General features: G+C 66.4%; 20 protein-coding genes and 1 riboswitch. Of the genes, 3 read left to right on the plus strand and 17 right to left on the minus strand.

Features of this window, described 5'->3' with window-relative positions; translation table 11 throughout:
• The 7 genes from ABRP34_RS04560 to ABRP34_RS04590 all read right to left on the minus strand — a co-directional run bounded on the left by ABRP34_RS04560 (position 1) and on the right by ABRP34_RS04590 (position 10,338).
• Positions 1-1,299 carry a glutamate-5-semialdehyde dehydrogenase gene (locus ABRP34_RS04560; protein ID WP_353713306.1) on the minus strand — a complete coding sequence of 433 codons (1,299 nt, stop codon included), beginning with the start codon at positions 1,297-1,299 and terminating at the stop codon, positions 1-3.
• Between the two features lie 77 nt (positions 1,300-1,376).
• A complete protein-coding gene (proB, locus tag ABRP34_RS04565; protein WP_353713307.1) occupies positions 1,377-2,474 on the minus strand; it encodes a glutamate 5-kinase in 1,098 nt (365 codons plus the stop codon).
• A gap of 64 nt (positions 2,475-2,538) precedes the next feature.
• A complete protein-coding gene (gene obgE / locus ABRP34_RS04570; RefSeq protein WP_353712422.1) occupies positions 2,539-4,128 on the minus strand; it encodes a GTPase ObgE in 1,590 nt (529 codons plus the stop codon).
• A gap of 118 nt (positions 4,129-4,246) precedes the next feature.
• Positions 4,247-4,510, minus strand: a complete 264-nt coding sequence (rpmA, locus tag ABRP34_RS04575; RefSeq protein ID WP_003803426.1) for a 50S ribosomal protein L27 — start codon at positions 4,508-4,510, stop codon at positions 4,247-4,249.
• Between the two features lie 60 nt (positions 4,511-4,570).
• Positions 4,571-4,879 (minus strand): 50S ribosomal protein L21, encoded by a 309-nt coding sequence (gene rplU, locus ABRP34_RS04580; RefSeq protein WP_003803420.1) that lies wholly within the window; start codon positions 4,877-4,879, stop codon positions 4,571-4,573.
• 329 nt (positions 4,880-5,208) lie between these two features.
• A complete protein-coding gene (gene thiD, locus ABRP34_RS04585) occupies positions 5,209-6,774 on the minus strand; it encodes a bifunctional hydroxymethylpyrimidine kinase/phosphomethylpyrimidine kinase (protein WP_353712423.1) in 1,566 nt (521 codons plus the stop codon).
• Positions 6,757-6,853, minus strand: a riboswitch (TPP riboswitch). It overlaps the preceding gene by 18 nt.
• A gap of 188 nt (positions 6,854-7,041) precedes the next feature.
• The gene (locus tag ABRP34_RS04590) at positions 7,042-10,338 is read right to left on the minus strand and encodes an Rne/Rng family ribonuclease (RefSeq protein ID WP_353712424.1); all 3,297 of its coding nucleotides are present in this window, start codon (positions 10,336-10,338) and stop codon (positions 7,042-7,044) included.
• 457 nt (positions 10,339-10,795) lie between these two features.
• Between ABRP34_RS04590 and ABRP34_RS04595 the strand changes: the two genes are divergently transcribed.
• Positions 10,796-11,479 carry a vitamin K epoxide reductase family protein gene (locus ABRP34_RS04595; RefSeq protein ID WP_353712425.1) on the plus strand — a complete coding sequence of 228 codons (684 nt, stop codon included), beginning with the start codon at positions 10,796-10,798 and terminating at the stop codon, positions 11,477-11,479.
• Between the two features lie 131 nt (positions 11,480-11,610).
• Here the strand turns inward: ABRP34_RS04595 and ndk are convergent, their stop codons facing one another.
• The 4 genes from ndk to ileS are packed head-to-tail and all read right to left on the minus strand — an operon-like array spanning position 11,611 to position 17,230.
• A complete protein-coding gene (gene ndk / locus ABRP34_RS04600; RefSeq protein WP_003803412.1) occupies positions 11,611-12,030 on the minus strand; it encodes a nucleoside-diphosphate kinase in 420 nt (139 codons plus the stop codon).
• A 41-nt stretch (positions 12,031-12,071) separates the two neighbouring features.
• Positions 12,072-12,536: a DUF4233 domain-containing protein gene (locus tag ABRP34_RS04605; RefSeq protein ID WP_353712426.1), complete on the minus strand. Its 465-nt coding sequence runs from the start codon at positions 12,534-12,536 to the stop codon at positions 12,072-12,074.
• Positions 12,536-13,897 (minus strand): folylpolyglutamate synthase/dihydrofolate synthase family protein, encoded by a 1,362-nt coding sequence (locus ABRP34_RS04610; RefSeq protein ID WP_353712427.1) that lies wholly within the window; start codon positions 13,895-13,897, stop codon positions 12,536-12,538. The genes ABRP34_RS04605 and ABRP34_RS04610 overlap by 1 nt, the downstream gene beginning before the upstream one ends.
• 3 nt (positions 13,898-13,900) lie before the next feature.
• Positions 13,901-17,230, minus strand: coding sequence for an isoleucine--tRNA ligase (gene ileS, locus ABRP34_RS04615; RefSeq protein ID WP_003803406.1), 3,330 nt, complete (start codon positions 17,228-17,230; stop codon positions 13,901-13,903).
• Between the two features lie 335 nt (positions 17,231-17,565).
• Here ileS and ABRP34_RS04620 point away from each other — a divergent pair, with 335 nt between their 5' ends.
• Entirely contained in the window at positions 17,566-18,648 is a 1,083-nt protein-coding gene (locus ABRP34_RS04620; RefSeq protein WP_353712428.1) for an endonuclease/exonuclease/phosphatase family protein, read from the plus strand.
• Positions 18,649-18,664: 16 nt separating this feature from the next.
• On the opposite strand, the gene ABRP34_RS04625 is transcribed toward ABRP34_RS04620, so the two are convergent.
• Both ABRP34_RS04625 and ABRP34_RS04630 read right to left on the minus strand, forming a co-directional pair.
• Positions 18,665-19,444, minus strand: coding sequence for an SDR family oxidoreductase (locus tag ABRP34_RS04625; RefSeq protein ID WP_353712429.1), 780 nt, complete (start codon positions 19,442-19,444; stop codon positions 18,665-18,667).
• A 77-nt stretch (positions 19,445-19,521) separates the two neighbouring features.
• Entirely contained in the window at positions 19,522-19,896 is a 375-nt protein-coding gene (locus tag ABRP34_RS04630) for a DUF488 family protein (RefSeq protein WP_353712430.1), read from the minus strand.
• 82 nt (positions 19,897-19,978) lie between these two features.
• Here ABRP34_RS04630 and valS point away from each other — a divergent pair, with 82 nt between their 5' ends.
• A complete protein-coding gene (gene valS, locus ABRP34_RS04635) occupies positions 19,979-22,600 on the plus strand; it encodes a valine--tRNA ligase (protein ID WP_353712431.1) in 2,622 nt (873 codons plus the stop codon).
• Positions 22,601-22,985: 385 nt separating this feature from the next.
• On the opposite strand, the gene ABRP34_RS04640 is transcribed toward valS, so the two are convergent.
• From ABRP34_RS04640 to ABRP34_RS04655, 4 genes are all read right to left on the minus strand, one after another.
• Entirely contained in the window at positions 22,986-23,600 is a 615-nt protein-coding gene (locus ABRP34_RS04640) for a DsbA family protein (RefSeq protein WP_353712432.1), read from the minus strand.
• A gap of 102 nt (positions 23,601-23,702) precedes the next feature.
• Entirely contained in the window at positions 23,703-24,989 is a 1,287-nt protein-coding gene (clpX, locus tag ABRP34_RS04645; protein ID WP_003803395.1) for an ATP-dependent Clp protease ATP-binding subunit ClpX, read from the minus strand.
• 203 nt (positions 24,990-25,192) lie between these two features.
• Positions 25,193-25,852, minus strand: coding sequence for an ATP-dependent Clp protease proteolytic subunit (locus ABRP34_RS04650; protein ID WP_003803394.1), 660 nt, complete (start codon positions 25,850-25,852; stop codon positions 25,193-25,195).
• Between the two features lie 38 nt (positions 25,853-25,890).
• Positions 25,891-26,505: an ATP-dependent Clp protease proteolytic subunit gene (locus tag ABRP34_RS04655; RefSeq protein ID WP_003803391.1), complete on the minus strand. Its 615-nt coding sequence runs from the start codon at positions 26,503-26,505 to the stop codon at positions 25,891-25,893.
• Positions 26,506-26,560 lie beyond the last annotated feature (55 nt).

Consider the following 26,560-nt stretch of genomic DNA (forward strand, 5'->3'; position numbering starts at 1 on the left):
TCAGGCGCGGACTTGGCCCTCGCCCTGGACGATCCACTTCGTGGTCGTCAGCTCGGTCAGGCCCATCGGGCCGCGGGCGTGAAGCTTCTGCGTGGAGATGCCGACCTCGGCACCCAGGCCCAACTCGCCGCCGTCGGTGAACCGCGTGGACGCGTTCACGATGACCGCGGCGGAATCGATTTCCGCGATGAAGCGCTCGGCGTTTCGCAGGTCATTCGTCAGGATGGCTTCGGTGTGTCCCGTCGACCAGGTCCGGATGTGCTTTACGGCGTCGTCCAGGCTGTCCACCATGGCCACGGCCAGGTCCAGGTCCATGTACTCGGTGGCCCAGTCGTCTTCCGTTGCCGGCAGGGACTCCACCGACGCCGGAAGCGCAGCGCGCACGCGGTCGTCGGCATGCAGCCGGACACCCGCCTTGCTCAGGGCTGCGGCGACCGCGGGCAGAACCGTGGAGCCGGAGTGCACAAGGAGCGTCTCCACGGTGTTGCAGACGCTGGGGCGCTGCGTCTTGGCGTTGAGGAGGATCTCCACTGCCATGTCTTCACTGGCTGACTCGTCGATGAAGATGTGGACGTTGCCCTCGCCGGTCTCAATGACCGGCACGGAGGAATTGTTGACGACGGTCTGGATCAGTTCACGGCCGCCGCGGGGAATCAGCACGTCGACGCGTCCGCGGGCACGCATGAGCACATTGGCGCCCTCACGGCCGTACTGGTCCACCGTCTGGACGGCATCGGCCGGCAGGCCTACGGACTCCAGGGCATCGCGCAGCACACGGATGAGGGCCTCGTTGGTGAAGGCCGCAGCCGAACCGCCGCGGAGGATCACGGCGTTGCCGCTCTTAAGCGCCAGGCCGGCGATGTCCACCGTCACGTTCGGACGCGCCTCGTAAATGGCCGCCACCACGCCCATGGGGACATTGACCTGGCGCAGGCGCAGGCCGTTGGGCAGGGTCTGTCCGCGCACCACATTGCCCACGGGATCGGGCAGCCCGGCCAGGTTCTCCAGGGCGTCGGCGAGGGCGGAAATGCGGGTGTCGTTCAGGGTAAGCCGGTCCAGGAGGGCGGCGGACGTGCCGTTGGCGCGGCCCGCTTCCACGTCCTTGGTGTTCGCGGCCAGGATCTGCTGCTTGTTTGCGAGCAGGGCGCTCCCGATGGCGCGCAGTGCCTTGTCTTTCCAGGCCCGGTTGGCGCGGCCCAGGCTGCGGGCGGCCTGGCGGGAACGGTCGGCGATGGCGTAGACGGCCGACTCGACGTCAGCCGGGGTGGGCTGGCTGTCTGCCGGCAGGAAGGGGACCATCGTAGCGTCGTTGGATGTCTCAGCTGCTTGGTTCATCAGTGCCTCAGTCATCATTCAAGTCTAGGCGAGTCCGGCGCCTAGACCAGAACCAGGTCGTCAACGTGAACAACCTCACGGTCGAAACCGCGGCCCAGGGACTCCCCCAGTTCCACGGTGGAACGGCCCAGCATTTGCGGCAGTTCGTCGGCTGAATAGTTGACCAGGCCGCGGGCGATGACGGTGCCGTCGGGCGCCACCATTTCGACGGCGTCGCCCGATTCAAAGTGGCCTTCAACTGACGTAATACCGGCCGGCAGCAGCGAGGCGCCATGGTCCCGGACGGCGGTCACTGCGCCGTCGTCGAGAAGCAGGCGGCCCTGCACGTGCGCCAGGTGGGCGAGCCACATCATGCGCACGGACTTGCGGCCGCTGTTGACGGAGAACCACGTTCCCACGTCTTCGCCGGCCAGGGCGGCGGCCGCGTTGGCCGTAGACGTGACGAGGGCGGGAATACCCGAGTCGGCGGCCATCGTGGCGGCCTCGACCTTGGTCTGCATGCCGCCGGTGCCGACGCCGGCCTTGCCCGGGGCGCCGATGTTGACGCCTTCCAGGTCCTGGGGGCCGTCCACCTGCGGGATCCGCTTGGCCCCCTTTGCGGGCGGGCCGTCGTAAAGGGAGTCGACGTCGGAAAGCAGCACCAGCGCATCGGCACGGACCAGGTGGGCCACGAGGGCCGAGAGCCGGTCGTTGTCGCCGAAGCGGATCTTGTGCGTGGCGACGGTGTCGTTCTCGTTGACCACGGGAACCACGCCCAGGTTCAGAAGACGGTTCAATGCCCGGAACGCGTTCTGGTGGTGGCTGCGCCGCATCAGGTCATCCGCGGTCAGCAGCACCTGGCTCACGGTCACGCCGTGCGCAGCGAAGGCGTGCGTGTAGCGGGCCATGAGCAGGCCCTGCCCAACGCTGGCTGCGGCCTGCTGCGTTGCCAGGTCCCGCGGGCGCTTGATAAGGCCCAGAGGTGCCAGCCCCGCGGAGATGGCACCGGAGGAGACCAGAATGATTTCGGTGCCCTCGTTGCTCTTGGCCGCCAGCGCATTGGAGAGTTCGATCAACGCCTCTTCGGAAATTCCGCCCTTGATGCTTGTGAGCGACGACGATCCGACCTTGACGACAATGCGGCGGGCTCTGGCGAGCATGCTGCGGTCGTCGGTTCTTGGTTCCTCGATGACAATTGCGGAATTATCAGACACGTGTGCGGGTTCACTCCTCATGTTGGGTGTTCAGTCCACTCTCCTTGAGCGGCCGTGCTGCACGGCGCCCACTGACTGATTCGGTCCAGATGCCCGCCTTGCGCTCGGCTTCCAGCTCGGCACGTGCCGCTGCCTTGGCCTCACGGCGTTCGATCTGTTCCTCACGCTTCTGGCTGCGGGTGGGACGGTCGCCGATGTCTGCGAACCGGACGTCCGTGCCGCGCGGCGACGCCAGCAGCTCGGCGCCAGCCATCATGGTCGGCTCCCAGTCGAACACCACGCCGTCGTCCTCACCGATCACTACGGTGTCGCCGGGCTTGGCGCCCTGCTTGAACAGCTCGGTTTCGACGCCGAGCTTGGCCAGCCGGTCGGCAAGGTAGCCAATGGCTTCCTCGTTGGTGAAGTCCGTCTGCTTGACCCAGCGCACGGGCTTCTCGCCCAACACGCGGAACAGCGGCTCCAGGTTCTTCTCCTCGCGGCGGATCCGGAAACCGGTCTCGTTGACGGCGCGGGGCCGGAGTACCGGTGCGTGCACCTTCGGCGGTGTGGCCTCCACACTGTCGCGGGCGGCCTTGACGATCTCCGCCATGGCAAATCCGAGTTGCCGGAGGCCTTCGTGGCTCGTGGCCGAAACCTCGAACACGCGGTAGCCCCTCGACTCCAGCTCCGGGCGGACGAACTCGGCCATGTCCTTGCCGTCAGGCAGGTCGACCTTGTTCAAAGCCACCAACCGGGGCCGGTGGTTCAGCGGAACAACCTCGCCGTCGTTGCCGGCATAGCTCATATCAACGGCGTACTTCTCGAGTTCAGCTTCGATGATGGCGAGGTCGGAGAGTGGATCTCTGTCAGATTCCAGCGTACCGCAGTCCAAAACGTGCACCAAAGCGGCGCACCGCTCGACGTGCCGCAGGAAGTTGTGCCCCAGGCCCTTGCCTTCGCTTGCGCCTTCAATGAGCCCGGGGACGTCGGCGATGGTGAACCGGACGTCGCCCGCCTGCACGACGCCGAGGTTGGGGATGAGGGTGGTGAAGGGGTAATCAGCGATCTTCGGCCGGGCGGCAGACATGGCCGCGATCAGGCTGGACTTGCCGGCGGAGGGGAATCCGACCAGGGCGATGTCGGCAATCGACTTCAGCTCGAGGACGATGTCGCTGGCGTCACCCTCGATGCCAAGCAAGGCGAACCCCGGGGCCCGCCGCTTCTGGGAGGACAGTGCGGCGTTGCCCAGCCCGCCCTGCCCGCCGGACGCCGCGATGAATTCCGTGCCTTCGCCAACGAGGTCAGCAAGGACCTTGCCGTCCTTGGTCTTGACGACGGTTCCGTCCGGAACCGGCAGGACCAGGGTTTCGCCGTTCTTGCCGCCGCGCCAGTCTCCCATGCCGGGGCCGCCGTTCGTGGCGTGCCGGTGGGGTGCGTGGTGGTAGTCGAGCAGCGTGGTGGTCTGCGAGTCGACGCGCAGGATGACGTCGCCGCCGTCGCCGCCGTTGCCGCCGTCGGGTCCGCCCAGGGGCTTGAACTTCTCACGGTGCACGGAGACGCAGCCGTGGCCGCCGGTACCGCCAGATACGTGCAGTACTACCCGGTCTACAAAGCTCGCCACGGTGAATCTCCTCTATTGCTTAACTCGGCCGTCTTGAACGTCCAAATTGATTGTAGTGCGGTTAAAAGAACAGTGGAGCGGGCCATCATGGCCCGCTCCACCGGTTCAGATCCTGTTGTTACTCTGCAGCTGCAGCGGCAACGATGTTCACGACCCGACGGCCGCGGCGGGTGCCGAATTCAACAGCGCCTGCCTGCAGTGCGAACAGTGTGTCGTCGCCACCGCGGCCAACGCCTGCACCGGGGTGGAAGTGGGTGCCGCGCTGGCGAACGATGATCTCGCCTGCGGAAACTACCTGGCCGCCGAAGCGCTTGACGCCGAGGTACTGGGCGTTGGAGTCACGACCGTTGCGAGTGGAGCTCGCGCCTTTTTTATGTGCCATTTGGAATGCCTGCCTTTAAATTCTGGGGAATCTGCTGAAAACCTGAACAGTAACCGGTGGTTACTTGATACCGGTGATCTTGACCTTGGTCAGTTCCTGACGGTGACCCTGGCGCTTCTTGTAACCGGTCTTGTTCTTGAACTTCTGGATGACGATCTTCGGACCACGAAGGTCCTGGAGGATCTCAGCCGTAACCGTTACCTTGGCCAGGTCCGCAGCTGCGGAGGTGACCTTGTCGCCGTCTACCAGGAGCAGCGCGGGCAGCTCAATGGTGCTGCCAGCTCCACCGGCGACGCGGTTCAGGGTAACGAAGTCTCCAACGGAAACCTTCTCTTGGCGGCCGCCTGCGCGGACAATCGCGTACACCACTTGGGCACTCACTTCTCTCGACGTCTATTACTAAATTTGCGTGCGGAACCTGGGTCCGATGAATTGGCCTGGCTCTCGCTGTGCCTCAACGCCGTGGATTGCCCGGGGGGAACCCGTGAGCTATCCCAGGAACAAGCCCGATTGGGCGATCCCGGGTCATAACCCAAGTGTTGGCGTAAGCACCGAAGATCTAGAATACGCTAATTCCGTCGTCGGCCGCAAATGAGGCTGGCACCGGCGGGTTGTCCGTGATAGGCGCCACACGGGCGCTGTTCCGGACATCCGATGCCGTGCGCGACTATCTTACCCGGCGCAGCGCCCGTTTCCGCTCAGCTGTGACGGCTCGGCGCGTCGAAGAAGTCCACCTCGTAGCGGCAGGACTGCCGGAACGCGGTGATCATCGCTTCACGCTCCCCTGCCGACGCGGCCCGGCCGGCGTCGTCGGCGATTTCGATGGCCCGCAGGGTCGCGGCGGCGAACTCCTCGTCGGCGTAGGTCCGCAGCCACTCGGCGTAAGGGTGCCCGGCCTGCGCCCCGGCGGCCACATATTCGGCGTGCAGGGTCTCCCCCACCTCGGCGTACAGCCAGAAGCAGGGCAGGACGGCGGCGACCAGCACCGCGTAACTGCCGCCCGCCGAAGCTGCGACCAGATGATCCACATACGCCTTCGTGACCGGGCCAAGTTCCGTCTGCACGGAGCGCGTGCTGAGCCAGTTGCGGTGCAGTTCCGATTCAACCTCCAGGCATTGCTGGGCTGAGTGCGCCCAGAACAGCTGCTCGGACTCGGTCGGCGCGAGTGCGCTGGCCCGCGCCAGCACACGGGAGTAGCCGTTGAGGTAAATGGCATCCTGGGCCAGGTAGTACGCGAATTCCCGCTCCGCCAGGGTGCCTTCGGCGAGTCCACGGATGAAGCCCAGGCCATAGATGGCTTCCAGGTCGGCAACGGTCTCGGCGCGCAGCAGTTCCGCGAACCCGCCCTTCCGTTCGGGCTGGGCCAGGTGGTGGAAGTGGTGGATCGGTCCGTTGCCTGCGCCGACCTCCAGCTGCCCGGAGGTACGGAGCGCCCCGGCCAGCCAGGGCTTGACCGCCCGCAGGGACGCCTCCCAGTCGCCCAGCCGTGCCTGGGCCGTGGCCATGGCCGAGGAGAGCGAGCACCCGGTGCCGTGGCTGTTCCGCGTGCCAATCCGTTCGCCCGCAAACTCCACCACCTCAGCAGACAGCAGCCCGGCCGTGTTCACGAGGGCATCCGGGCAGGTTGAGCCGTTCAGGTGACCGCCTTTGACAAGGACCGTGGCACCGGTCCGGGCCGCGAGCCGCCTGCCCTGGTCAAGGGCGGCGGGCCAGTCCGCGGCCTCCGGTTCCCCGAGCAGCATGGCCAGTTCGGGCAGGTTGGGGGTGATCAGGTCCGCCAGCGGCAGCAGTTCGCCGAGGGCTGCCTCCGCGGACTCCTGCAGGAGGCGGTCACCGCTGGTGGCCACCATCACCGGATCCACAACCACGACGCCGGGCCGCACCTTTTCGAGCCAGCCGCGGACGGCGGCAATCACCTGTGCATCGCCCAGCATGCCGATCTTCACGGCGTCCACCTGGATGTCGTCGCTGACGGCATCCAGTTGCGCTGACAGGAAGGTTGCCGGCGGAACGTGCACGCCGCGCACGCCGGTGGTGTTCTGGGCAGTGAGGGCCGTTATGGCGGCCATTCCGTAGCCACCGTGGGCCGCAATACTCTTCAGGTCGGCCTGTATGCCTGCGCCGCCGGACGGATCCGACCCCGCAATGGCAAGGACCCGGGGAACGTCGCGGGAGGTCCGGCCGGGCGGCGCCACGGTTTCCAGAAGGGAACCGGCGGCAGCCGCGGGTGCGGGCAGGAGTGATGCTGATGACAAGGAAGACATCCCTTCGCCGGTGCTAACCGGACAGGTTCAACGGGTTTGGATCTCAGCCGGCCCGTGCGCGGCACCCCGTGTCAGTCCCCCAGCCTAGCGGTTCGTCCGGGCCGGGACACGGAATTTGACGTTTGCGACAGGCTTCCGCGGTCTGTGCCCCGCCGCCTGGACATTGACCCATGCACTGGCCGGTGCCACATCCGCCTGACCCAGAAAGGTCCGGCACCGCAGGCGCGGTGCCGGACCTTCCATGAGTCAGCTCAGAGTTCGCTGGTCCTAGAGCTCTGAGGCGGGTACCCCGACGCCCAGGATGATCGGTTCGCTGGCGGGCTGCTGAGCCGCCTTGGGGGCTCCCTGTGCATCGCCCGTCTCCGGCGCCTTGGCCTCGTGCGAGTGCCCGGCAGCGGCCACCGGAGCAACCTCGTGGTGTTCCACGGATGTCTCGTTGGCTGCACCCTGGGCGCGGCTGGCACTGCGGTTGCGGCGCGGACGGCGGCTGCGCGACGGCTCGGCGGCGCTTTCGGCGCGCTGGGCTTCCGGCTGCTGGCTGGCAGGCCGCGCCATGGCAGGAGCATGCTCCTCCTCAGCGGGGCCGGGGGCGGCCGGAGCACCGAGGTGCGCGAAGGCTTCCTCCAGGCGGTGCAGCGTCAGGGCCGGCTCTTCCTTAACCGGCTCCTCGCTGTGATCCACAAACGGAAGAATGACTTTCTCGCCGCCGAAGGTGAGCACAGCACCGGGCCGTCCGGAGACGCTCTCCGTTTCCGGAGCGCGGTGCACCACGGGGCTTTCCGGTGCTGCGGCCGCGGGTGCAGCCGGCCGTGCGGCCTCACCCGACGCTGCGGCGCTGTGCGCTGCTTCCTCGTGCAAGTGGGCGGCGTGGGCTGCTGCCGCGATGTTGGCAAGGGCAGCGCGGGTCGCTTCAGCCTTGGCGTGGCGTTCTGCTTCCGACGGTTCCGGATGGTGCACGGCAGCAGGGGCAGCCGGGGCAGTCTCGAAGGACGGCTGTCCACCCTTGCCGCGGCGGCGCTTCCGCTCGGACCGGGCAGGGGGCTGGACCTCTGCGCGGTGCACGTGGTGCTCCGCGGCCACGGTGTTGGCGCGGCGGTGCTCCACCGGCTCGTCATGGGTGACGACGCCCCGGCCGGCGCATGCCTCGCACTGCTCGCCGAAGACTTCCAGGAGGCCGGTGCCCATGCGCTTGCGCGTCATCTGCACGAGTCCCAGGGAGGTCACTTCGGCCACCTGGTGCTTTGTCCGGTCGCGGCCCAGGCATTCCACCAGTCGGCGCAGGACAAGGTCGCGGTTGGATTCCAGCACCATGTCGATGAAGTCGATGACGATGATGCCGCCGATGTCGCGCAGCCGCAGCTGGCGGACAACTTCCTCGGCTGCTTCCAGGTTGTTCTTGGTGACTGTCTCTTCGAGATTGCCGCCGCTGCCGGTGAACTTGCCGGTGTTGACGTCAACAACGGTCATGGCCTCGGTCCGGTCAATGACCAGCGAGCCGCCGGACGGCAGGAATACCTTGCGGTCCAGTGCCTTGTGGATCTGCTCGTCAATGCGCCAGGCGGAGAAGATGTCCTCGTCCCTGGTCCACTTTTCGAGCCGGCCCACCAGGTCCGGAGCAACGTAGGTGACGTAGGCCTCGATGGTGTCCCACGCTTCGTCGCCGGACACGATCAGCTTGGAGAAGTCCTCGTTGAAGACGTCCCGCACAACCTTGATGGTCAGGTCCGGTTCACCGTAGAGCAGTTCGGGGGCGAGTACCTTGGTGGACTTCGCCTGGCTCTCAATCCCCTCCCACTGGGCACGGAGACGGTTGATGTCGTGGGTCAGTTCCTCTTCGGAGGCGCCTTCAGCGGCCGTCCGCACAATGACGCCCGCGTCCTCGGGGAGGCGGTCCTTGAGGATCCGCTTCAGGCGGTTCCGTTCGACGTCGGGCAGCTTGCGGGAGATGCCGGTCATGGACCCGCCGGGGACATACACGAGATACCGGCCGGGCAGGGAGATCTGGCTGGTGAGCCGTGCACCCTTGTGGCCCACCGGGTCCTTGGTCACCTGGACCAGGACGGAGTCGCCGGACTTCAGCGCGTTTTCGATCCGGCGCTGCTTGCCTTCAAGGGTGGCTGCGTCCCAATTGACCTCACCGGCGTACAGCACGGCGTTGCGGCCGCGTCCGATGTCCACGAAAGCGGCTTCCATGGACGGCAGGACGTTCTGGACCTTGCCCAGGTAGACGTTGCCGATCAGGGAGTCCTGCTGCGTCTTGGAGACGAAATGCTCAGCCAGGACCCCGTCCTCCAGGACACCGATCTGGATTCTGTCGTCGCGCTGGCGGACGATCATCTGGCGGTCCACGGATTCCCGACGGGCCAGGAACTCGGCCTCGGTAATCACGGTGCGGCGGCGGCCCGTGTCCCGCGATTCGCGGCGGCGCTGCTTCTTGGCCTCCAGGCGGGTGGATCCCTTGACGCTGGTGACGCGGTTGCTCGCCGGCGCCTCGCTGATGGTCCGCGGGGCACGGACGCGGGTGACCGTGTTGGGGGGATCGTCGTCTCCCCCGCCGGTCAGTTCCAGGTCCTGGTCACCGCGGCGGCGGCGACGGCGACGGCGGGACGTCACGCCGTCTTCCGGCTGCGCCCCCTCGTCTTCGCCGGCTTCGTCAGAATCGTCAGTTCCCTCGTCGCCGTCGGTAAGCTCGCGGTCGGTCCGGCTGCGGCCGCGGCGGCCGCGGCTGCGCCGCCGGCGGCGGCCGCCCTCGTCCTCCAGCTCGTCCTCGCCCTCCTCGGCTGCCACGTCCTCTTTGGCGGGAGCGGCAGGGCGGATGACGGTGTTCAGGTCAGGGGCCTGGAAGATGATCGATGTAACTGAGGCAGGCTCCAGGAAGAGCGAACCCAGGGGCGACTGCCCGGCAGCCTCTTCTTCGGGCTCTTCCTCGGCACCGGCTTCCTGTGCAGCCACCTGTACGGCAGGGGCTGCTCCGGCCGGCGCTGCCTGGGCTGCAGGGGCGCCAGCAGCCGGGGCGGGCACCTCCGTCCGTCCGGTTGACGCCGTCTCAGTGGCAGTCGCGGCGGCGGCAGGCTCGGCAGACTCCGCCGGCTCAACGGGGCTTTCGGCCGGCTCCGCGGCTTTCGGTTTTGTTGCCCGGCGGCGGCGCACAGGCTTTGACTCGGCAGAAGGTTCCTCGGCGGCCGGAGCGGCCGCAGCCTCGACTGCCTGCTCCGTGGCGGCTGCCTGTTCGCCGGCTTCCTTCACGTCAACTTCGGCCCCGGCGGCTTCCGCAAACGCGGGCAACGGCTCTTCGGCAGCCTTCTTCCGGGCGCGGGTCCGGCGCACCGGGGTCTTGGCCGGGGCCTCGGCGCTGCTTTCGGCGACAGCGGACTCCGGCACTGCGGTATCAGCTGCTGCGGTGTCAGCCGCTGCAGTGTCAGGCGAGGCCGCGGACTCCGCGTCCGCTGCTGTGGCCTTGGGCGGCGCCTTGCGCCGTGTCCTGGTGGCTTTCTTGGGAGCCTCGGCGGCTTCGCCGGCGGCAGCCGGTTCAACATTCACGGCTATAACCTGGTCATTATCCATATGTGGCAACACTCCTGCCCCTGACGTACCGCCACATTCGGCACCCATTGGGGCACATATTGTCAAAACCCGCAGGCATTGACAGAAGTCAATTGGATACCAGCAGGCTCGCACCGGCAGTGGGGTGCGGCAGGCCTGACAGGCCGGCGGGATTGTTACTGGAACCCGTTGTTTCTGACATCCACAACCAGGTGCCGTCCAATGGAAGGTGGGAGGCTGGATCTTCTTTCCAAAGCCTGCACCACTGCTCATTGGCGGTCTTGGGAACAAGCCACCGGACTGGAGTTCGAATGTGGTTCGCTCTCCAGCCACGTTTATTCTCTCATATTGCTGTTCAAATACGCTGTAATTGTGTGACAAAGCCGGTCAATGCGGCCTTTGGCGGTGAGTACAGACTGCCCCAAGCTGGCGGCGATACAATCTGGGCAGGAGCACCCCGGACAAAGGACGCCATCCCATGCCACGCATATCGCCTTCGACAGGCACGGACTACGAACAGGACCACCAGGACGGTGCCGGACCCGCCGCGGCACGGGCCGGTGCCGCCGTACCGGCCATGACACGCGACCGCCCCTTCGGCTGGCTGCTGGTCATCACCGGCGTCGTGGGCTGGCTGGCGTCGGGCATCCTGGTGCTGGAAAAGCTCGAGGTCCTCAAGGATCCCAACCACGCCACCGTCTGCGACGTGAACCCCTGGATTTCCTGCGGGCAGGTCATGCAGACGTGGCAGAGTTCACTCTTCGGATTCCCGAACATGTTCATCGGAATTGTCGCCTTCGCCGTCACGATCACCGCGGGAATGGCGCTGCTTGCCGGCGCCCGGTTCGCCCGCTGGTACTGGCTCGGGCTGCAGGCCGGCATCACGCTCGGCTTCATCTTCGTGGTGTGGCTGTGGTCCCAGGCCCTGTACTCCATCCGCATCCTGTGCCCGTTCTGCATGGTTGTCTGGGCAGCGATGATTCCGCTTTTTGTCTGGGTGACCGTGCGGAACGTGGTCCACGGCGTGATTCCCGCACCGGCGGGCCTGGCCCGGATCCTGGGCGACTCGGGCTGGATCATCACGGCGCTGCTCTATGTTGCCGTGATTGCGACGATCTTCTTCGCCTTCATCCAGGTGTTCGCCGGCACCTCAGGCTTCTAGCAGCGCGAACGCACACTTAGGCCCCGCTCAATTGCGCGAACGTACAGTTGTGGCCCCCCACTGCCGAGGAGTGAGGGGCCACAACTGTACGTTCGCGCCTGACCTGCCGGCGCGCATAACTGGCCGAAGGCTTAGGCCTGGAACCAGATCTTGATTTCGCGCTCGGCCGAGTCCACGGAGTCCGAGCCGTGGACGAGGTTCTGCTGGACCTTCAGGCCCCAGTCGCGGCCGAAGTCGCCGCGGATGGTGCCGGGGGCCGCCGTCGTGGGGTCGGTGGTGCCGGCCAGCGACCGGAAGCCTTCAATGACGCGGTGGCCTTCGAAGATCGCTGCGACGACGGGGCCGCTGAGCATGAACTCCACGAGCGGCTCGTAGAACGGCTTGCCCACGTGCTCCTCGTAGTGCTGCTCGAGCAGTTCCCGGCTGGCGTTGGTCTTCTTGAGTTCGGCCAGGGTGTAGCCCTTGGCTTCGATCCTCTTGAGGATTTCGCCCGTCAGGTTGCGGGTGACGCCGTCCGGCTTGATCAGGACAAGGGTGCGCTCAATGCTCACAGGTGCTCCAATGAGGTTGGTTGTGGGTTTCGACGGTAAGTCTACGGGGTCTGGCCGGTGCCTTCACTGCCGGAGGCCTCAGGGTGGGCGGCCTCCCACTCGGCCTGCTCGCGGTCCCGCTGGGCGGACTCGCGGTCAATCCGGATGCCGGCCCGGATGCCGTACCACCAGGCGAGGGCAAACAGCGCGCCCACAAGGAACATCATGGGTTCCGCGAAGCCGCTGAGGATCAGCACCAGCTGCAGGACCCAGCCCAGCCCGATGCCCCAGGGCTTGGACAGCACGGCGCAGGCCAGGATCAGCACCACGCTCAGTCCGATGCCCACGGACAGGATCAGCGCCGGGGAGATCTCGGCACGGCGCAGGCCGAATACGGCCAGCGTGGCGAAGAAGACCACGAAGGCTTCCAGCAGCAGGACCGTCGAGGCGAACATGACCTTGGTGGACCGGCGCTTCTTGGGCATCCCCGGGCGCCATTCACGCTGGGCCTTGGTGAGCCGCGCCATCAGGCGGCTGCCTTGCCAAGCAGGATGCGGGCGTCCGCCACCAGTGTGATCGACCCGGTCACCAGCACGCCGCCGGCGAGGTCGTCGTTGGCTTCGGCGCGCTCAACGGCCCACTCCAGTGCGTCGTCCAGCTTCTCGGCGATGTGCACGTTTTCCTCGCCAAAGCCGAGGTCGACGGCGAGCTCCGCCAGCTCCGCTGCGGGCACCGCCCGCGGCGAATTGGACTGGGTGAAGCAGAATTCCTCCGCGAGGTCGCCCAGTGATTCCTTGAGCTGGCGCAGGATCTCCCCGGCGTCCTTTTCCTTGAGCACGCCCACCACGACCACCAGCTTGCTGAAGCTGAAGGCCTCCTGGATTGCCTCGGCCGAGGCCCGGATGCCGCCCGGGTTGTGGGCAGCGTCCACGATGATGGTGGGGGCTGTCCGCACAACCTCGAGCCGGCCCGGGGACGAGACGGTGGCGAATGCCTCCTGCAGGACCTCCAAGGACAGCTCCTTCTCCCCGCCGCCAAGGAACGCCTCCAGGGCCGCCACGGCCACGGCGGCGTTCTCGGCCTGGTGGGCACCGTGCAGCGGAACCATGAGGTCCGGGTAGCGTCCGGCGATGCCTTGGACGGTCACCACCTGGCCTCCGACGGCGACCTGCCGCGACTCGACGCCGAATTCCACGCCTTCGAAGCGGAACGGTACCTGCACCTCCTTGGCCTTCTCCAGCAGGACCTGCGCAGCATCCAGCGGCTGGGCCGCGCTGACGAGGAAGCCGCCGGGCTTGATGATGCCGGCTTTCTCGTAGGCGATGTCCTCGGTGGTGTCGCCCAGCAGGTCGGTGTGGTCGAGGGAGATCGGGGTCACCACGGACACCTGGCCGTCGCCCACGTTGGTGGCGTCGGTGATGCCGCCGAGCCCCACCTCCATGATCGCCACGTTGACCGGCTGGTCGGCGAACACGGCGAAAGCCAGGATGGTCAGGCACTCGAAGTACGTCAGCCGGGGCTGGCCCTCGGCGGTGAGTTCGTCGTCGACGATCTGCAGGTAGGGCCGGATCTCGTCCCAGATGCGCACGAACGTCTCGTCGGAGACGGGCGCGCCGTCCAGGCTGATCCGCTCCGTCACCTTGGACAGGTGCGGGCTGGTGTAGCGCCCGGTGCTGAGGCCGTGGGCGCGCAGGCCGGCCTCGATCATCCGGGCCGTGGACGTTTTGCCGTTGGTTCCGGTGATGTGGATGATCGGATAGGCCTTATTCGGCTCCCCGAGCACATCCATGGCCCGGAACAGCGGCGCAAGCCGGGGCTCCATTTTGTTTTCCGGCGCCCGGCCCAGCAGCTCGGCGTAGACGCTCTCCACGGAGAATTCGTCGGTCATGTCTCAGGCCCCCACTTTTTCGACAGTGATGCGCGGTTCCGCCGCGTCGGCCGGCACGGCCTCCAGCTCGAGTGTCAGCGTTTCGGTCTTCACCAGTTCGGCGTTCGCCAGCAGGGCGTCGATGACGTTCTGCGCGGCGTTCACGGTGGTCCGGATCCGGTCACTCACGTTCAGCGCGGCGTCCTTGCGCGCCTGCTGGATGGCACGGACCATGTCACGGGCCAGGCCTTCTGCCTCGAGCTCGGGGGTGACCTCGGTGTTCAGAACCACGAAGCCGCCGGTGGGGAGCACTGCGGCAGCAGAAGACGCAGCTGCGGAACCGCCGTCGGACTCTGCCACCACGGTCTCCAGCGTGTATTCCTGCGGTTCCAGCTCAAGGCCGCCCGCGGTGACCACACCGGCGTCGGAGACGGACCAGTCGCCGGACTTGGACCCCTTGATGGCCAGCTGCACGTTCTTGCCGAGGCGCGGGCCGGCGGCCCGGGCGTTGACCACGAGTTTCTGCTCGATGCCGAACTCCTCCGGAGAGGCGCTGGCGGCATCCAGCAGGCGGACCGAGCGCAGGTTCAGTTCGTCGGCAACGACGGCGGCAAAGCCTTCCAGCGCATCTGCGCCGGGTGCCACGACGGTCAGTTCCTGCAGCGGCAGTCGGACGCGCAGGTTGGCGGCCTTCCGGAGCGAGGAGCCGGTGGAGCAGATCTGCTGCACGCGGTCCATGGCCTCGACCAGGGCGGCGTTGGACGGGAACAGCTGCGGGTCCGGCCAGTCGGCGAGGTGCACGGAGCGGCCGCCGGTGAGGCCGCGCCAGATCTCCTCGGAGACCAGCGGCAGCAGCGGCGCAGCCACGCGGCAGACAGCCTCCAGGGCGGTGTAGAGGGCGTCGAAGGCGTCGGCGCTCTCGTCAAAGAAGCGCTGCCGGCTGCGGCGGACGTACCAGTTGGTGAGCATGTCCAGGTAGCTGCGGAGTTCGTCGCAGGCCCCGGAGATGTCGTAGGTGTCCAGCTGGGCTGTCATGTTCCGGACGAGGTCGCCGGTGTTGGCCAGCAGGTACTGGTCCAGTGTGTCGGAATAGCCGTCGTAGCGCAGCTTGGCGTCGTAGCCCTGACCTCCGGCAGCAGCGTTGGTGTACAGGGTGAAGAAGCTGTACACGTTCCACAGCGGCAGGATGACCTGGCGGACGCCGTCGCGGATGCCCTGTTCGGTGACCACGAGGTTGCCGCCGCGCAGAATGGGGCTGGACATGAGGAACCAGCGCATGGCGTCGGAGCCGTCACGGTCCAGCACTTCGGAGACGTCCGGGTAGTTGCGCAGGCTCTTGGACATCTTCTGGCCGTCGGAGCCCAGCACGATGCCGTGGCTGATGACGTTCCGGAAGGCCGGGCGGTCAAACAGCGCGGTGGACAGGATGTGCAGCATGTAGAACCAGCCGCGGGTCTGTCCGATGTACTCCACGATGAAGTCGGCCGGGTTGTGGGTGTCGAACCAGGCCTCGTTCTCGAACGGGTAGTGCACCTGGCCGTAAGGCATGGAGCCGGAGTCGAACCAGACATCCAGCACGTCCTCCACGCGGCGCATGACGGACTGGCCCTCTTCGGGGGTGCGGGGATCGTCCGGGTTGGGCCGGGTCAGCTCGTCGATGAACGGCCTGTGCAGGTCCACCAGGCCATCCTTGTTCAGCGGCAGCCGGCCGAAGTCGGCCTCGATTTCCGCGAGGGAGCCGTACACGTCCGTGCGCGGGTACTCGGGATCGCTGGACTGCCACACCGGGATGGGGCTGCCCCAGTAGCGGTTGCGGCTGATGGACCAGTCGCGGGCGTTGGCGAGCCACTTGCCGAACTGGCCGTCCTTGACGTTGCCGGGGATCCAGTTGATCTCCTGGTTCAGCTCGGACATCCGGTCGCGGAACTTGGTGACCTCGACGTACCAGGAGGAGACTGCGCGGTAGATCAGGGGGTTGCGGCAGCGCCAGCAGTGCGGGTAGCTGTGCTCGTAGCTGGCCTGGCGGACCAGGCGGCCCTGGGCACGGAGCACCTGGGTGATGGGCTTGTTGGCCTCGAAAACCTGCAGCCCGACGATGTCGTGCAGGTCGCCGTGGGCGAACAGGTGCAGGAACTTGGCGCCCTCGTCCACGGAGAGGACCACGGGGATGCCGGCTTCCTCGCAGACCTTCTGGTCGTCTTCACCGTAGGCCGGGGCCTGGTGGACGATGCCGGTGCCGTCGGTGGTGGTGACGTAGTCGGCCACGAGGAACTGCCAGGCGTTCTGGGTGCCGTACTTTTCGGTGTCGGCGAAGTCGTGCCAGAGCGGCTCGTAGGTGAGTCCCTCGAGTTCGGCGCCGGTGTGGGTGGACGTGACGGCGGCGGCCGCGGCAGCGGCGTCGTCGTACCCCAGGTCCTTGGCGTAGGTGCCCAGCAGGTCCTCGGCGAGCAGGAAGCTGCCGGTGACCGGGGCCTCCGCCGAGGCGGCCTTGACGCCGTTCGGTCCGGCGGGCAGCACGGCGTAGCTGATGGAAGGCCCGACGGCGAGCGCCAGGTTGGTGGGCAGCGTCCAGGGCGTGGTGGTCCAGGCGAGCGCCTGCACACCGGCCAGCTGCCGGGACAGTTCCGACTCCCCCGCCTTGACGGGGAAGGTCACCGTGACGGTCTGGTCCTGGCGGTTCTTGTACACGTCGTCGTCCATGCGCAGCTCATGGTTGGACAGCGGCGTCTCGTCCTTCCAGCAGTACGGCAGCACGCGGTAGCCGTTGTACGTCAGGCCCTTCTCGTGCAGCTGCTTGAAAGCCCACAGCACGGACTCCATGTACTCGACGTTGAGTGTCTTGTAGTCGTTGTCGAAGTCCACCCAGCGGGCCTGGCGGGTAACGTACGCCTGCCATTCGTTGGCGTACTTCATGACGGAGGCGCGGCAGGCGTCGTTGAACTTGTCGATGCCCATGGCCTCGATCTGGGTCTTGTCCGTCATGCCCAGCTGTTTCATGGCTTCCAGCTCGGCGGGCAGGCCGTGGGTGTCCCAGCCGAAGCGGCGTTCAACGCGTTTTCCGCGCTGCGTCTGGTAGCGGCCCACCAGGTCCTTGGCGTAGCCGGTGAGCAGGTGGCCGTAGTGCGGCAGGCCGTTGGCGAAGGGCGGGCCGTCGTAGAAGACGAATTCGTTGCTGCCTGGGGCGCCGCCGGGAAGGTCGGCGCTGCGCTGGTCGATGCTTGCCTGGAAGGTACCGTCCTCATCCCAGTACTTGAGGATCCGCTCCTCGATCTCCGGGAACTTCACGGAGGCGGACACTCCTGCAGAGGAGCCCGGACCGGACGGGACTGCTGAGGCCTTGGGGTAATACGTCATCTCGACATCCTGGGTTGAGCTGGTGAACAAGTGGAACATTCAGGATGCGAGGACGGCGCGTCCGCAGTCATGCGACTGCACCGGCACCGCGGTACCACCTCACTTACCGCTGCCCAACCCCGAGGGGGTTCGACGGCGGCCGCTCATTTGCTGCTGTGACGGGCTTACCCGTCCGGTTCTACTGGCCTGGTCCCCGCGATCGGTTGTCAGCATCGCGGGCCGGGTGTTCTTCCGGAAGCTCACCGGTGATTGCCGGGTCAAAGCTGTTGGATCCAGTCTAACTGCTGTGGCCGCGGCGGCCACAACCATGAGCGCCCTCGGCCTAGACTCGGTCCATGACTGCTTCGGCCCGGGTGTTGGCGCTCTGCATTCTCCTGCCGGCCGCAGCGCTTTCGGTGTTCCGTGCCATCCCGGCCGAGTGGCCCACGCAGGTGGTGCAGCTGCTGTCCTTTACGCCGTGGCTGGTGATTCCTGCCGCCCTGGCACTTGCCCTGGCGTTGCTGGGCCGGCGGCCCGTGGTCACGGCCGCTGCCGTACTGCTCCTCGGAGTCCTGCTCTTCTGGCTGTGGGCGCCGGACGCGGGTAGAGCGGACGCGGTACAGGCCGGCGCAGGACAAACGGAGGCAGGCGGGACGGGCGCCGGCGCCGCCGATCCCGGCAGTACGGTTCCTTTGACGGTGATGAGCATCAATTCCCGCTTCGGCAGGGCCGACGCCGCCGAAATCGTCCGGCTGGTACGGGACAACGGGGTGGAACTGCTCGCCATCCAGGAGCACACCCAGGCGCTGGAAGACCGGCTCGCCGCCGAGGGATTGGGGACCCTCCTTCCCAACCGGATCAGCAGCCCCGTGGACAACGGCTCCGGCAGCGCAACGTACTCAAAACACCCCATCCAGGCCATCGGGCTGATTCCCGACAGGCCGTTCCAGATTCCGACCTTCCGGCTGACAGTGCCCGTTGCGGGTGCCGGCAACACAACCTCCGGCAACACAAGCCCGGGAAGGGCGGCCGCCACGCTCGAGGTCACGAACGTGCACACCGTCCCGCCGGTGGCTGGCCGCGTGGGGCAGTGGCGCAGCGACCTGGAATCGCTGGGCCGCCTGGTGGCCCGAAACGGGACGGACGGCCAGGGCAACCAGCTCCTGCTCGGCGATTTCAACGCCACCTACGACCACTCCGAGTTCCGCAGGCTGCTCGACGGCGGCCCGGGTGGCCGGAAGCTGGTGGACGTCGGCACGGCATCCGGGGCGCGGTTCACGCCCACCTGGCCGATGGACGGCCGGCCGCTGCCCGGCATCACCATCGACCACGTGGTCACCAGCGCGCGGATTCCTGCGTCGGGTTATGCCGTGCACCGGGTCGCCGGGACGGACCATGCCGCCGTGCTGGCCACGCTGGACGTCCCCGCGAACGGATAGAGGACGGCTAGCCTGCTCAGGCCTGTTTGCGGATCAGCTTGTAGTTCGAGGCCTGCGCCACCGGTCGGATGACGATCTGGTCGAGGTTCACGTGGTGCGGTGCGCTCACGGCGTAGCGCACCACGTCGGCCACGTCCCCGGCGGTGAGCGGCTTCTCCACGCCCTGGTACACCTTGCCGGCGGCCTGAGCGTCACCCAGCCGGTTGAGGGCGAATTCCTCGGTCTGGACCAGGCCGGGCGCGATCTCGATGACCCGGACGTTGTGCTCGGCCTCTTCCAGCCGCAGCGCCCCGGTCAGGGCATGCTGGGCGAACTTCGCGGCGTTGTAGCCGCCCCCGCCTTCATAGGCATCCAGCCCGGCGGTGGAGGTCAGGTTCAGGACGGTGCCCTCGCCGTTTTCGCGCAGCATTGGCAGGAAGGCGCGCGTGAGCTTCATGGTGCCGAGGACGTTCACGCGGTACATCCACTCCCAGTCGTCGGTCACGGCCTGCCCCACACGGTCCGCCCCGCGGGCACCGCCGGCGATATTGACCAGCGTGTCGATCCCGCCGGCGGAGGTCACGTCTGCCAGCAGGCGGGCAACGTCCGCGTCCTCGGCGATGTCCGCGGCCAGGGCGACGGCGCCGGTCTCGGCTTCCAGCGCGGCCAGCCGTTCCTGGCGGCGGGCGACGGCGTACACGGTCCAGCCATCGGCACGGAGCGCGCGCACGGTGGCCTCACCAATGCCGGAGCTGGCACCCGTTACGAGGGCGGCTTTATTGCTGGACACGTCAGAGCTTGCGGAAACCTCAGTCATGGCACCACCCTAGCGCCAACCGTAGGTGGGCGAGCCCAATGTTTACTTCCGCGAACCGCTGACCTTTTTCGGAGGGTTCACTTGGCTCGACCACGCGCCGCCAGGAACTCCAGCAGGACCCTGGCATGGTTCACCTCCGGATCCCGGGCCGCGTACAGCAGCGTCACCTTCCCGTGCTGTGCCGCCAGGTCCACGAGCTGGTCCACCGCCGGATTGCCCGCCAGTTCGTCCTCGTATCGGGCACGGAAGTCCTCGAACCGCTCCTGCATGTGGGCGAATTCCTGCCGCAGAGGCGGCGACGGCGCGACGTCCTTGAGCCACAGCTCCAGCTGGGCCCGTTCCTTGCTGACCCCGCGCGGCCAGAGCCTGTCCACCAGAACCCGGCAGCCGTCGTCGTGCGCCGGTTCCTCATAGATGCGTTTGATCGCAAAGGAAGCGCGTGCTTTGGCCATAGGCCGCATGCTACTCCCGCCGCCCGGCAGCGGGCACGCGCTGCGGGCCGGAAACAAACGCCCGGCATGAAACAATTGCTCCATGGCTGAATCAACGCAGGGTACAGACACGCCCGCCACCGCCCCCATCAACGTCCCCGACAAGCCGGCCCTGGAAGGCCTGGAGGCTGCCCTTACGCAGCGCTGGCTCGAGGAAGGAACCTACCGGTTCGACCCGGACACCACCCGGGAACAGGTCTACTCGATCGACACTCCCCCGCCCACCGCTTCCGGTTCCCTCCACGTGGGCCACATGTTCTCCTTCACGCAGACCGACGTGCAGGCCCGCTACATGCGCATGACCGGCAAGAACGTCTTCTACCCCATGGGCTGGGACGACAACGGCCTGCCCACCGAGCGCCGCGTCCAGAACTACTACGGTGTCCGCTGCGATCCCGCCATCCCGTACAACCCGGACTACCAGCCGCCGGCCCAGCCGGCGAAGAACCAGCGGGACTTCGACGTCGTCTCGCGGCAGAACTTCATCGAACTCTGCGAAGAGCTGGCCGTCGAGGACGAAAAGGTCTTTGAGAACCTGTTCCAGACCCTTGGCCTGTCCGTCGACTGGAACCTCACCTACCGCACCATCGACGACACCTCACGGGCCGTCTCCCAGCGCGCGTTCCTCGCGAACCTGGCCGCCGGCGATGCCTACATGGCCGAGGCCCCCACCCTCTGGGACGTCACGTTCCGCACCGCCGTGGCGCAGGCCGAGCTCGAGGACCGCGAGGTCCCCGGCGCGTACTACCGCTACCCGTTCTTCACCGCCGACGGCGAGAAGATCTTCATCGAGACGACCCGCCCCGAACTGCTCGCGGCCTGCGCCGCCCTGGTGGCAAACCCCGACGACGAGCGGTACCAGCCGCTGTTCGGCAAGACCGTCACGTCCCCCCTGTTCGACGTCGAGCTGGAGGTCAAGGCGCACCCGCTGGCCAAGGCGGACAAGGGCTCGGGCATCGCGATGGTCTGCACGTTCGGTGACCTGACCGACGTGACCTGGTGGCGCGAACTCCAGCTCCCCACCCGCGCGATCGTGGGCCGCGACGGCCGCATCCTCGCCGAGACTCCGGAGTGGATCACCACGGATGCCGGCCGCGAGGCCTACGCCGCGATCGCCGGCAAGACGGTCTTCTCCGCCAAGGAGGCCGTCGTGGAGCTGCTCACGGCAGCCGGCCTGCTCGACGGTGAGCCCAAGAAGATCACCCACCCGGTGAACTTCTTCGAGAAGGGTGACAAGCCCCTCGAGGTGGTCACATCCCGGCAGTGGTACATCCGCAACGGCGGCCGCGACGAGGACCGCCGCGAACGTCTGATCGGCCGCGGGCAGGACATCGACTTCCACCCGTCCTTCATGCGCTCCCGGTACGAGAACTGGATTGCGGGCCTCAACGGTGACTGGCTGGTCTCCCGCCAGCGCTTCTTCGGCGTGCCGATCCCGGTCTGGTACCCGCTGGACGCCCAGGGCAACCCGGACTACGACAACCCTGTCCTCCCGTCCGACGACCTGCTGCCCGTGGACCCTGCGGCCGACGCCGCACCGGGCTACGACGAATCCCAGCGCGACCAGCCCAACGGCTTCACCGGTGACGCTGACGTGCTGGACACCTGGGCCACTTCCTCCCTGACCCCGCAGATCGTGGGAGGCTGGAGCCGGGACGAGGACCTGTTCGCCAAGGTGTTCCCGTTCGACCTGCGCCCGCAGGGGCACGACATCATCCGCACCTGGCTGTTCTCTTCCGCCGTACGCGCCGACGCCCTGCAGGACGTCGCGCCCTGGAAGCATGCGGCCATCTCCGGCTGGATTCTGGACCCGGACCGGAAGAAGATGTCCAAGTCCAAGGGCAACGTGGTGGTGCCGACGGACGTCCTGACCGAGTACGGCTCCGATGCCGTCCGCTACTGGGCTGCCTCCGCACGCCTGGGCGCCGACACGGCCTATGAGATCGCCCAGATGAAGATCGGCCGCCGCCTGGCCATCAAGCTGCTGAACGCCTCGAAGTTCGTCCTGAACCTTGGCGCCACGGAAAACTCGGTGGTCTCCACGGACCTTTCCGTCCTGACCAACCCCCTGGACCGGGCATTGCTGGCGCAGCTCTCCGACGTCGTCGCCCAGGCCACCAAGGCGTTCGACAACTACGACTACGCCCGGGCTCTGCAGATCAGCGAATCGTTCTTCTGGCAGTTCACCGACGACTACGTCGAACTGATCAAGGACCGCGCGTACGGTGCCGCCGGCGAGACCGAACAGGCCTCCGTGCTGGCAGCCCTGGCCACCACACTGGATTCGCTGCTGCGCCTCTTCGCGCCGTTCCTGCCCTTCGCCACCGAAGAGGTCTGGAGCTGGTGGCGGACCGGTTCCGTGCACCGTGCCGCGTGGCCGGCGCCGCTGGAGATCACCGACGGCGACACCGGCATGCTGGGCACCGTGGGCATTGCGCTCAGCGGCATCCGGAAGGCCAAGTCCGAGGCCAAGGTCAAGCAGCGCACCGAGGTCCTGTCGGCCACGATTACGGCCCCGGAGTCGCTCGTGGCCCAGCTTCAGGCAGGGCTCGGAGACCTCAGGGCCGCGGCCAACGCGCAGGAGATCTCGCTCAACACGGGCGAGGGCGAGCTTACGGTCAGCAACGTGGAGCTGGCCCCGGCCGAGGAGCCGGCGCAGGCCTGATTAGACCAGGCCGAACACTTCGAAGCCCCATCAGCCTGACGCTGGTGGGGCTTCGGTTTTTGGGCCTCGGTTTTGGCCCACTGTTTTTGGGCAAAGGGGAAGCCCCATCAGCGTTTTGCCGTTGGTGGGGCTTCGACTTTTCGGCTGTCTGGTGACATCTTTGACAGTCTGGCAAGATCCTCAGAAATTTCAGGTCTTCCTACCTTGTCACCGGTAGCCTGCTTCTAACTTTGCCGAAGGCTGCGTTGGAAGCATGTCACTGAATCTTTGGTTCTTGCGTCTCACTTCTTTCGAAGTGGGTAAGTTCTATCTTTGTCCTCCGGTTCCGGATGCGCAAGAGCCCCGGCAGAACTACTCTGATGTAGTTCTGCCGGGGCTCAAACGGTCAGTCGAAGGCAGGGCTTTCGGTGCGGCTGCGCTTGATCTCGAAGAAGTGCGGGTAGGCCGCGAGGGTCACCGACGCGTCCCAGATCTTCCCGGCTTCCTCTCCCCGCGGAATGCGGGTCAGGACAGGTCCGAAGAACGCGGTGCCGTTGAAGGCCACCACCGGCGTTCCGACGTCCTGGCCCACCAGGGAGATGCCCTTTTCGTGGCTGGCGCGCAGCTGGGCGTCGTATTCGTCGGAGCCGGCAACGGCTGCCAGTTCAGCCGGGAGGCCGCAGTCGGCCAGCGCCTTGCTGATGACGATCGAGAAATCCTTCTGGCCGCCGTCGTGAATCTGCGATCCCATGGCGTCATACAGCGGCTTGACCACGTGGCCGCCGTGCTGCTCCTGCGCGGCGATGATGACCCGGACCGGGCCCCAGGCCTTGTCCATGGCTTCACGGTACTTGGGATCGAGGTCGTGCCCTTCGTTCAGCACAGACAGGCTCATCACATGCCACTCCGTTGTGATGTCACGGACGGCCTCCACCTCGCCGATCCAGCGGGAGGTGATCCAGGCGAACGGGCAGAGCGGGTCGAACCAGAAGTCGGCCTTGTTGGCGGCGGTTTCAGACACAGCAAATCTCCTCAGGGAAGTCTTCGGGGTGTGGCGTGCCGCAAAGCCATGCTCGCAGGGAACGCTTAATCAACAGCGACCGATCGGGCGGATTTATTCCGGCTACGCGGACTTGTTGCGGCGTTTGGCTACGACGTCATGCGTGATCATGGTGGGCTGGGCCTTCTTGGCCACGACGTCCGCCGTGATGACCACGCTGGCGATGTCGTCCCTGCTGGGCAGGTCGAACATCACCGGCAGGAGGACTTCCTCCATGATGGCGCGCAGTCCGCGGGCTCCGGTTCCCCGCTCCAGGGCCTGGTCGGCAATCAGGTCCAGGGCGGCGTCGTCGAACACCAGCTCCACGCCGTCCAGCTGGAACATCTTCTGGTACTGCTTGACCAGGGCGTTCTTGGGCGTGGACAGGATCTGGATCAGGGCCGGACGGTCAAGGTTGGACACCGTGGTGATGACCGGCAGGCGGCCGATGAATTCCGGAATAAGCCCGAACTTCAGCAGGTCTTCCGGCATCACTTCACCGTAGGAGTCGGTGCTCTTGACCTCGTTCAGCGGCGCGCCGAAACCGATGCCCTTGCGTCCGGAGCGGGAACCGATGATGTCCTCCAGGCCGGCAAAGGCGCCGGCAACGATGAAGAGGACGTTGGTGGTGTCGATCTGGATGAATTCCTGGTGCGGGTGCTTGCGGCCGCCCTGTGGGGGAACCGAGGCAACCGTTCCTTCCAGGATCTTCAGCAGGGCCTGCTGCACGCCCTCGCCCGAAACGTCGCGGGTGATCGAGGGGTTTTCGCTCTTGCGCGAGATCTTGTCGATCTCGTCGATGTAGATGATGCCCTGTTCGGCCTTCTTGACGTCGTAGTCGGCGGCCTGGATGAGTTTGAGGAGGATGTTCTCCACGTCTTCGCCCACATACCCGGCTTCGGTCAGGGCGGTGGCGTCGGCAACGGCAAAGGGCACGTTCAGCCGGCGCGCCAGGGTCTGCGCAAGGTAGGTCTTGCCGCAGCCGGTGGGGCCAATCAGGAGAATGTTGGACTTCGCGATTTCAACGTCGTCGTGGTGGACGCCGTCCGCCAGTGTGCCGCTCTTGGGCGCATGGCCGGCCTGGATCCGCTTGTAGTGGTTGTACACCGCCACGGCAAGGGAACGCTTCGCCGGTTCCTGGCCAATGACGTATTCCTGCAGGAAGTCAAAGATCTCACGGGGCTTGGGCAGTTCGAAACTGCCCAGATCGGCGACCTCGGCGAGTTCTTCCTCGATGATCTCGTTGCAGAGCTCGATGCACTCGTCGCAGATGTAGACGCCGGGCCCGGCAATGAGCTTGCGCACCTGCTTTTGGCTCTTGCCGCAGAAAGAGCACTTGAGCAGATCCGCGCTCTCGCCAATCCGAGCCATATGTGAACCCCTTAGTATCTTGCCGCAAGGGCAGCTTTTGCACCGGTTGCTGGAATCACGGCCCTACCTGGCGGATCCGGCAATGATTACATCCACTCTAGGTCACATTCGGCCCGAGGGGTGGAAACCGGACGCCGGTGCGGTTCAAAAATCTAAACCCCACCGGCGTCCGTTACTGCTACTTACCCGGCCCGGGCCCGCATTTAGCGGGCAAGTGCCTGCGGCTTGATCTTGCGGGAATCGAGGACCTGGTCGATCAGGCCGTAATCCTGCGCCTCCGCGGCGGTGAGGATCTTGTCCCGCTCGATGTCGTTGTTGACCTGTTCCGGCGTCCGGCCGGAGTGCTTGGCCAGCGTGTCCTCCAGCCAGGTCCGCATGCGCATGACTTCGGCCGCCTGGATCTCCAGGTCGGACGCCTGTCCGCCCTGGCCCCCGGACAGCGCCGGCTGGTGGATCAGAACGCGCGCGTTGGGCAGTGCGAGCCGCTTGCCCGGCGTTCCCGCGGCCAGCAGCACGGCCGCGGCACTTGCTGCCTGGCCCAGGCACACGGTCTGGATCTCAGGGCGGATGTACTGCATGGTGTCGTAAATGGCGGTCATGGCGGTGAAAGAACCGCCTGGCGAGTTGATGTAGATGGTGATGTCGCGGTCCGGGTCCGTGGACTCCAGCACCAGCAGCTGCGCCATAACGTCGTCGGCAGAGGCGTCGTCCACCTGGACGCCGAGGAAGATGATGCGGTCCTCGAAGAGCTTGGTGTAGGGGTCCTGGCGCTTGAAGCCGTACGGCGTGCGCTCCTCGAACTGCGGCAGAACGTAGCGGCTTGTCGGCAGGTTACCGGCAGACGATCCGAAATTGTAGTTCATGTTCATTGCTCCTGGATTCAGTTCTGTCGTGATGCCGGTTAGCTCTGGCCGTTGGATGACGCGTTCTGGGTTCCGCCGCCGCCGGCGACAGATCCCGCGTGCGCCGAGATCTTGTCGAAGAAGCCATATTCGAGCGCTTCGGTGGCGGTGAACCACTTGTCGCGGTCGTTGTCCTTGAGGATGGTTTCCACGGTCTGGCCGGTCTGGTCTGCCGTGAGCTCAGCCATGACCTTCTTCATGTGGAGGATCAGCTCGGCCTGGATCTTGATGTCCGAAGCCGTTCCGCCGATGCCGCCGGACGGCTGGTGCATCAGGATGCGGGCGTTCGGGGTGGCGTACCGCTTGCCCTTGGTGCCGGAGGACAGCAGGAACTGTCCCATGGAGGCAGCCAGGCCGGTGGCGACCGTAACGACGTCGTTGGGGATGAACTGCATGGTGTCGTAGATGGCCATGCCGGCCGTCACCGAGCCGCCGGGAGAGTTGATGTAGAGGTAGATGTCCTTGTTGGGATCCTCGGCGGACAGCAGCAGCAGCTGTGAGCAGATGGCGTTCGCGTTCTCGTCGCGGACCTCGGAGCCAAGCCAGATGATGCGCTCTTTCAGCAGGCGGTTGTAGATGTAGTTGTCCTGGGCTGCAGGATCGACGGTTGCCATGCGGGGGGCCGCTGCTTGCTGTGACATGTGTACTTACCTCTCGCTGGTGACGGTG

It is taken from the genome of Arthrobacter sp. K5 (genome assembly GCF_040448525.1).
GTDB classification, from domain to species: Bacteria; Actinomycetota; Actinomycetes; order Actinomycetales; family Micrococcaceae; genus Arthrobacter; species Arthrobacter globiformis.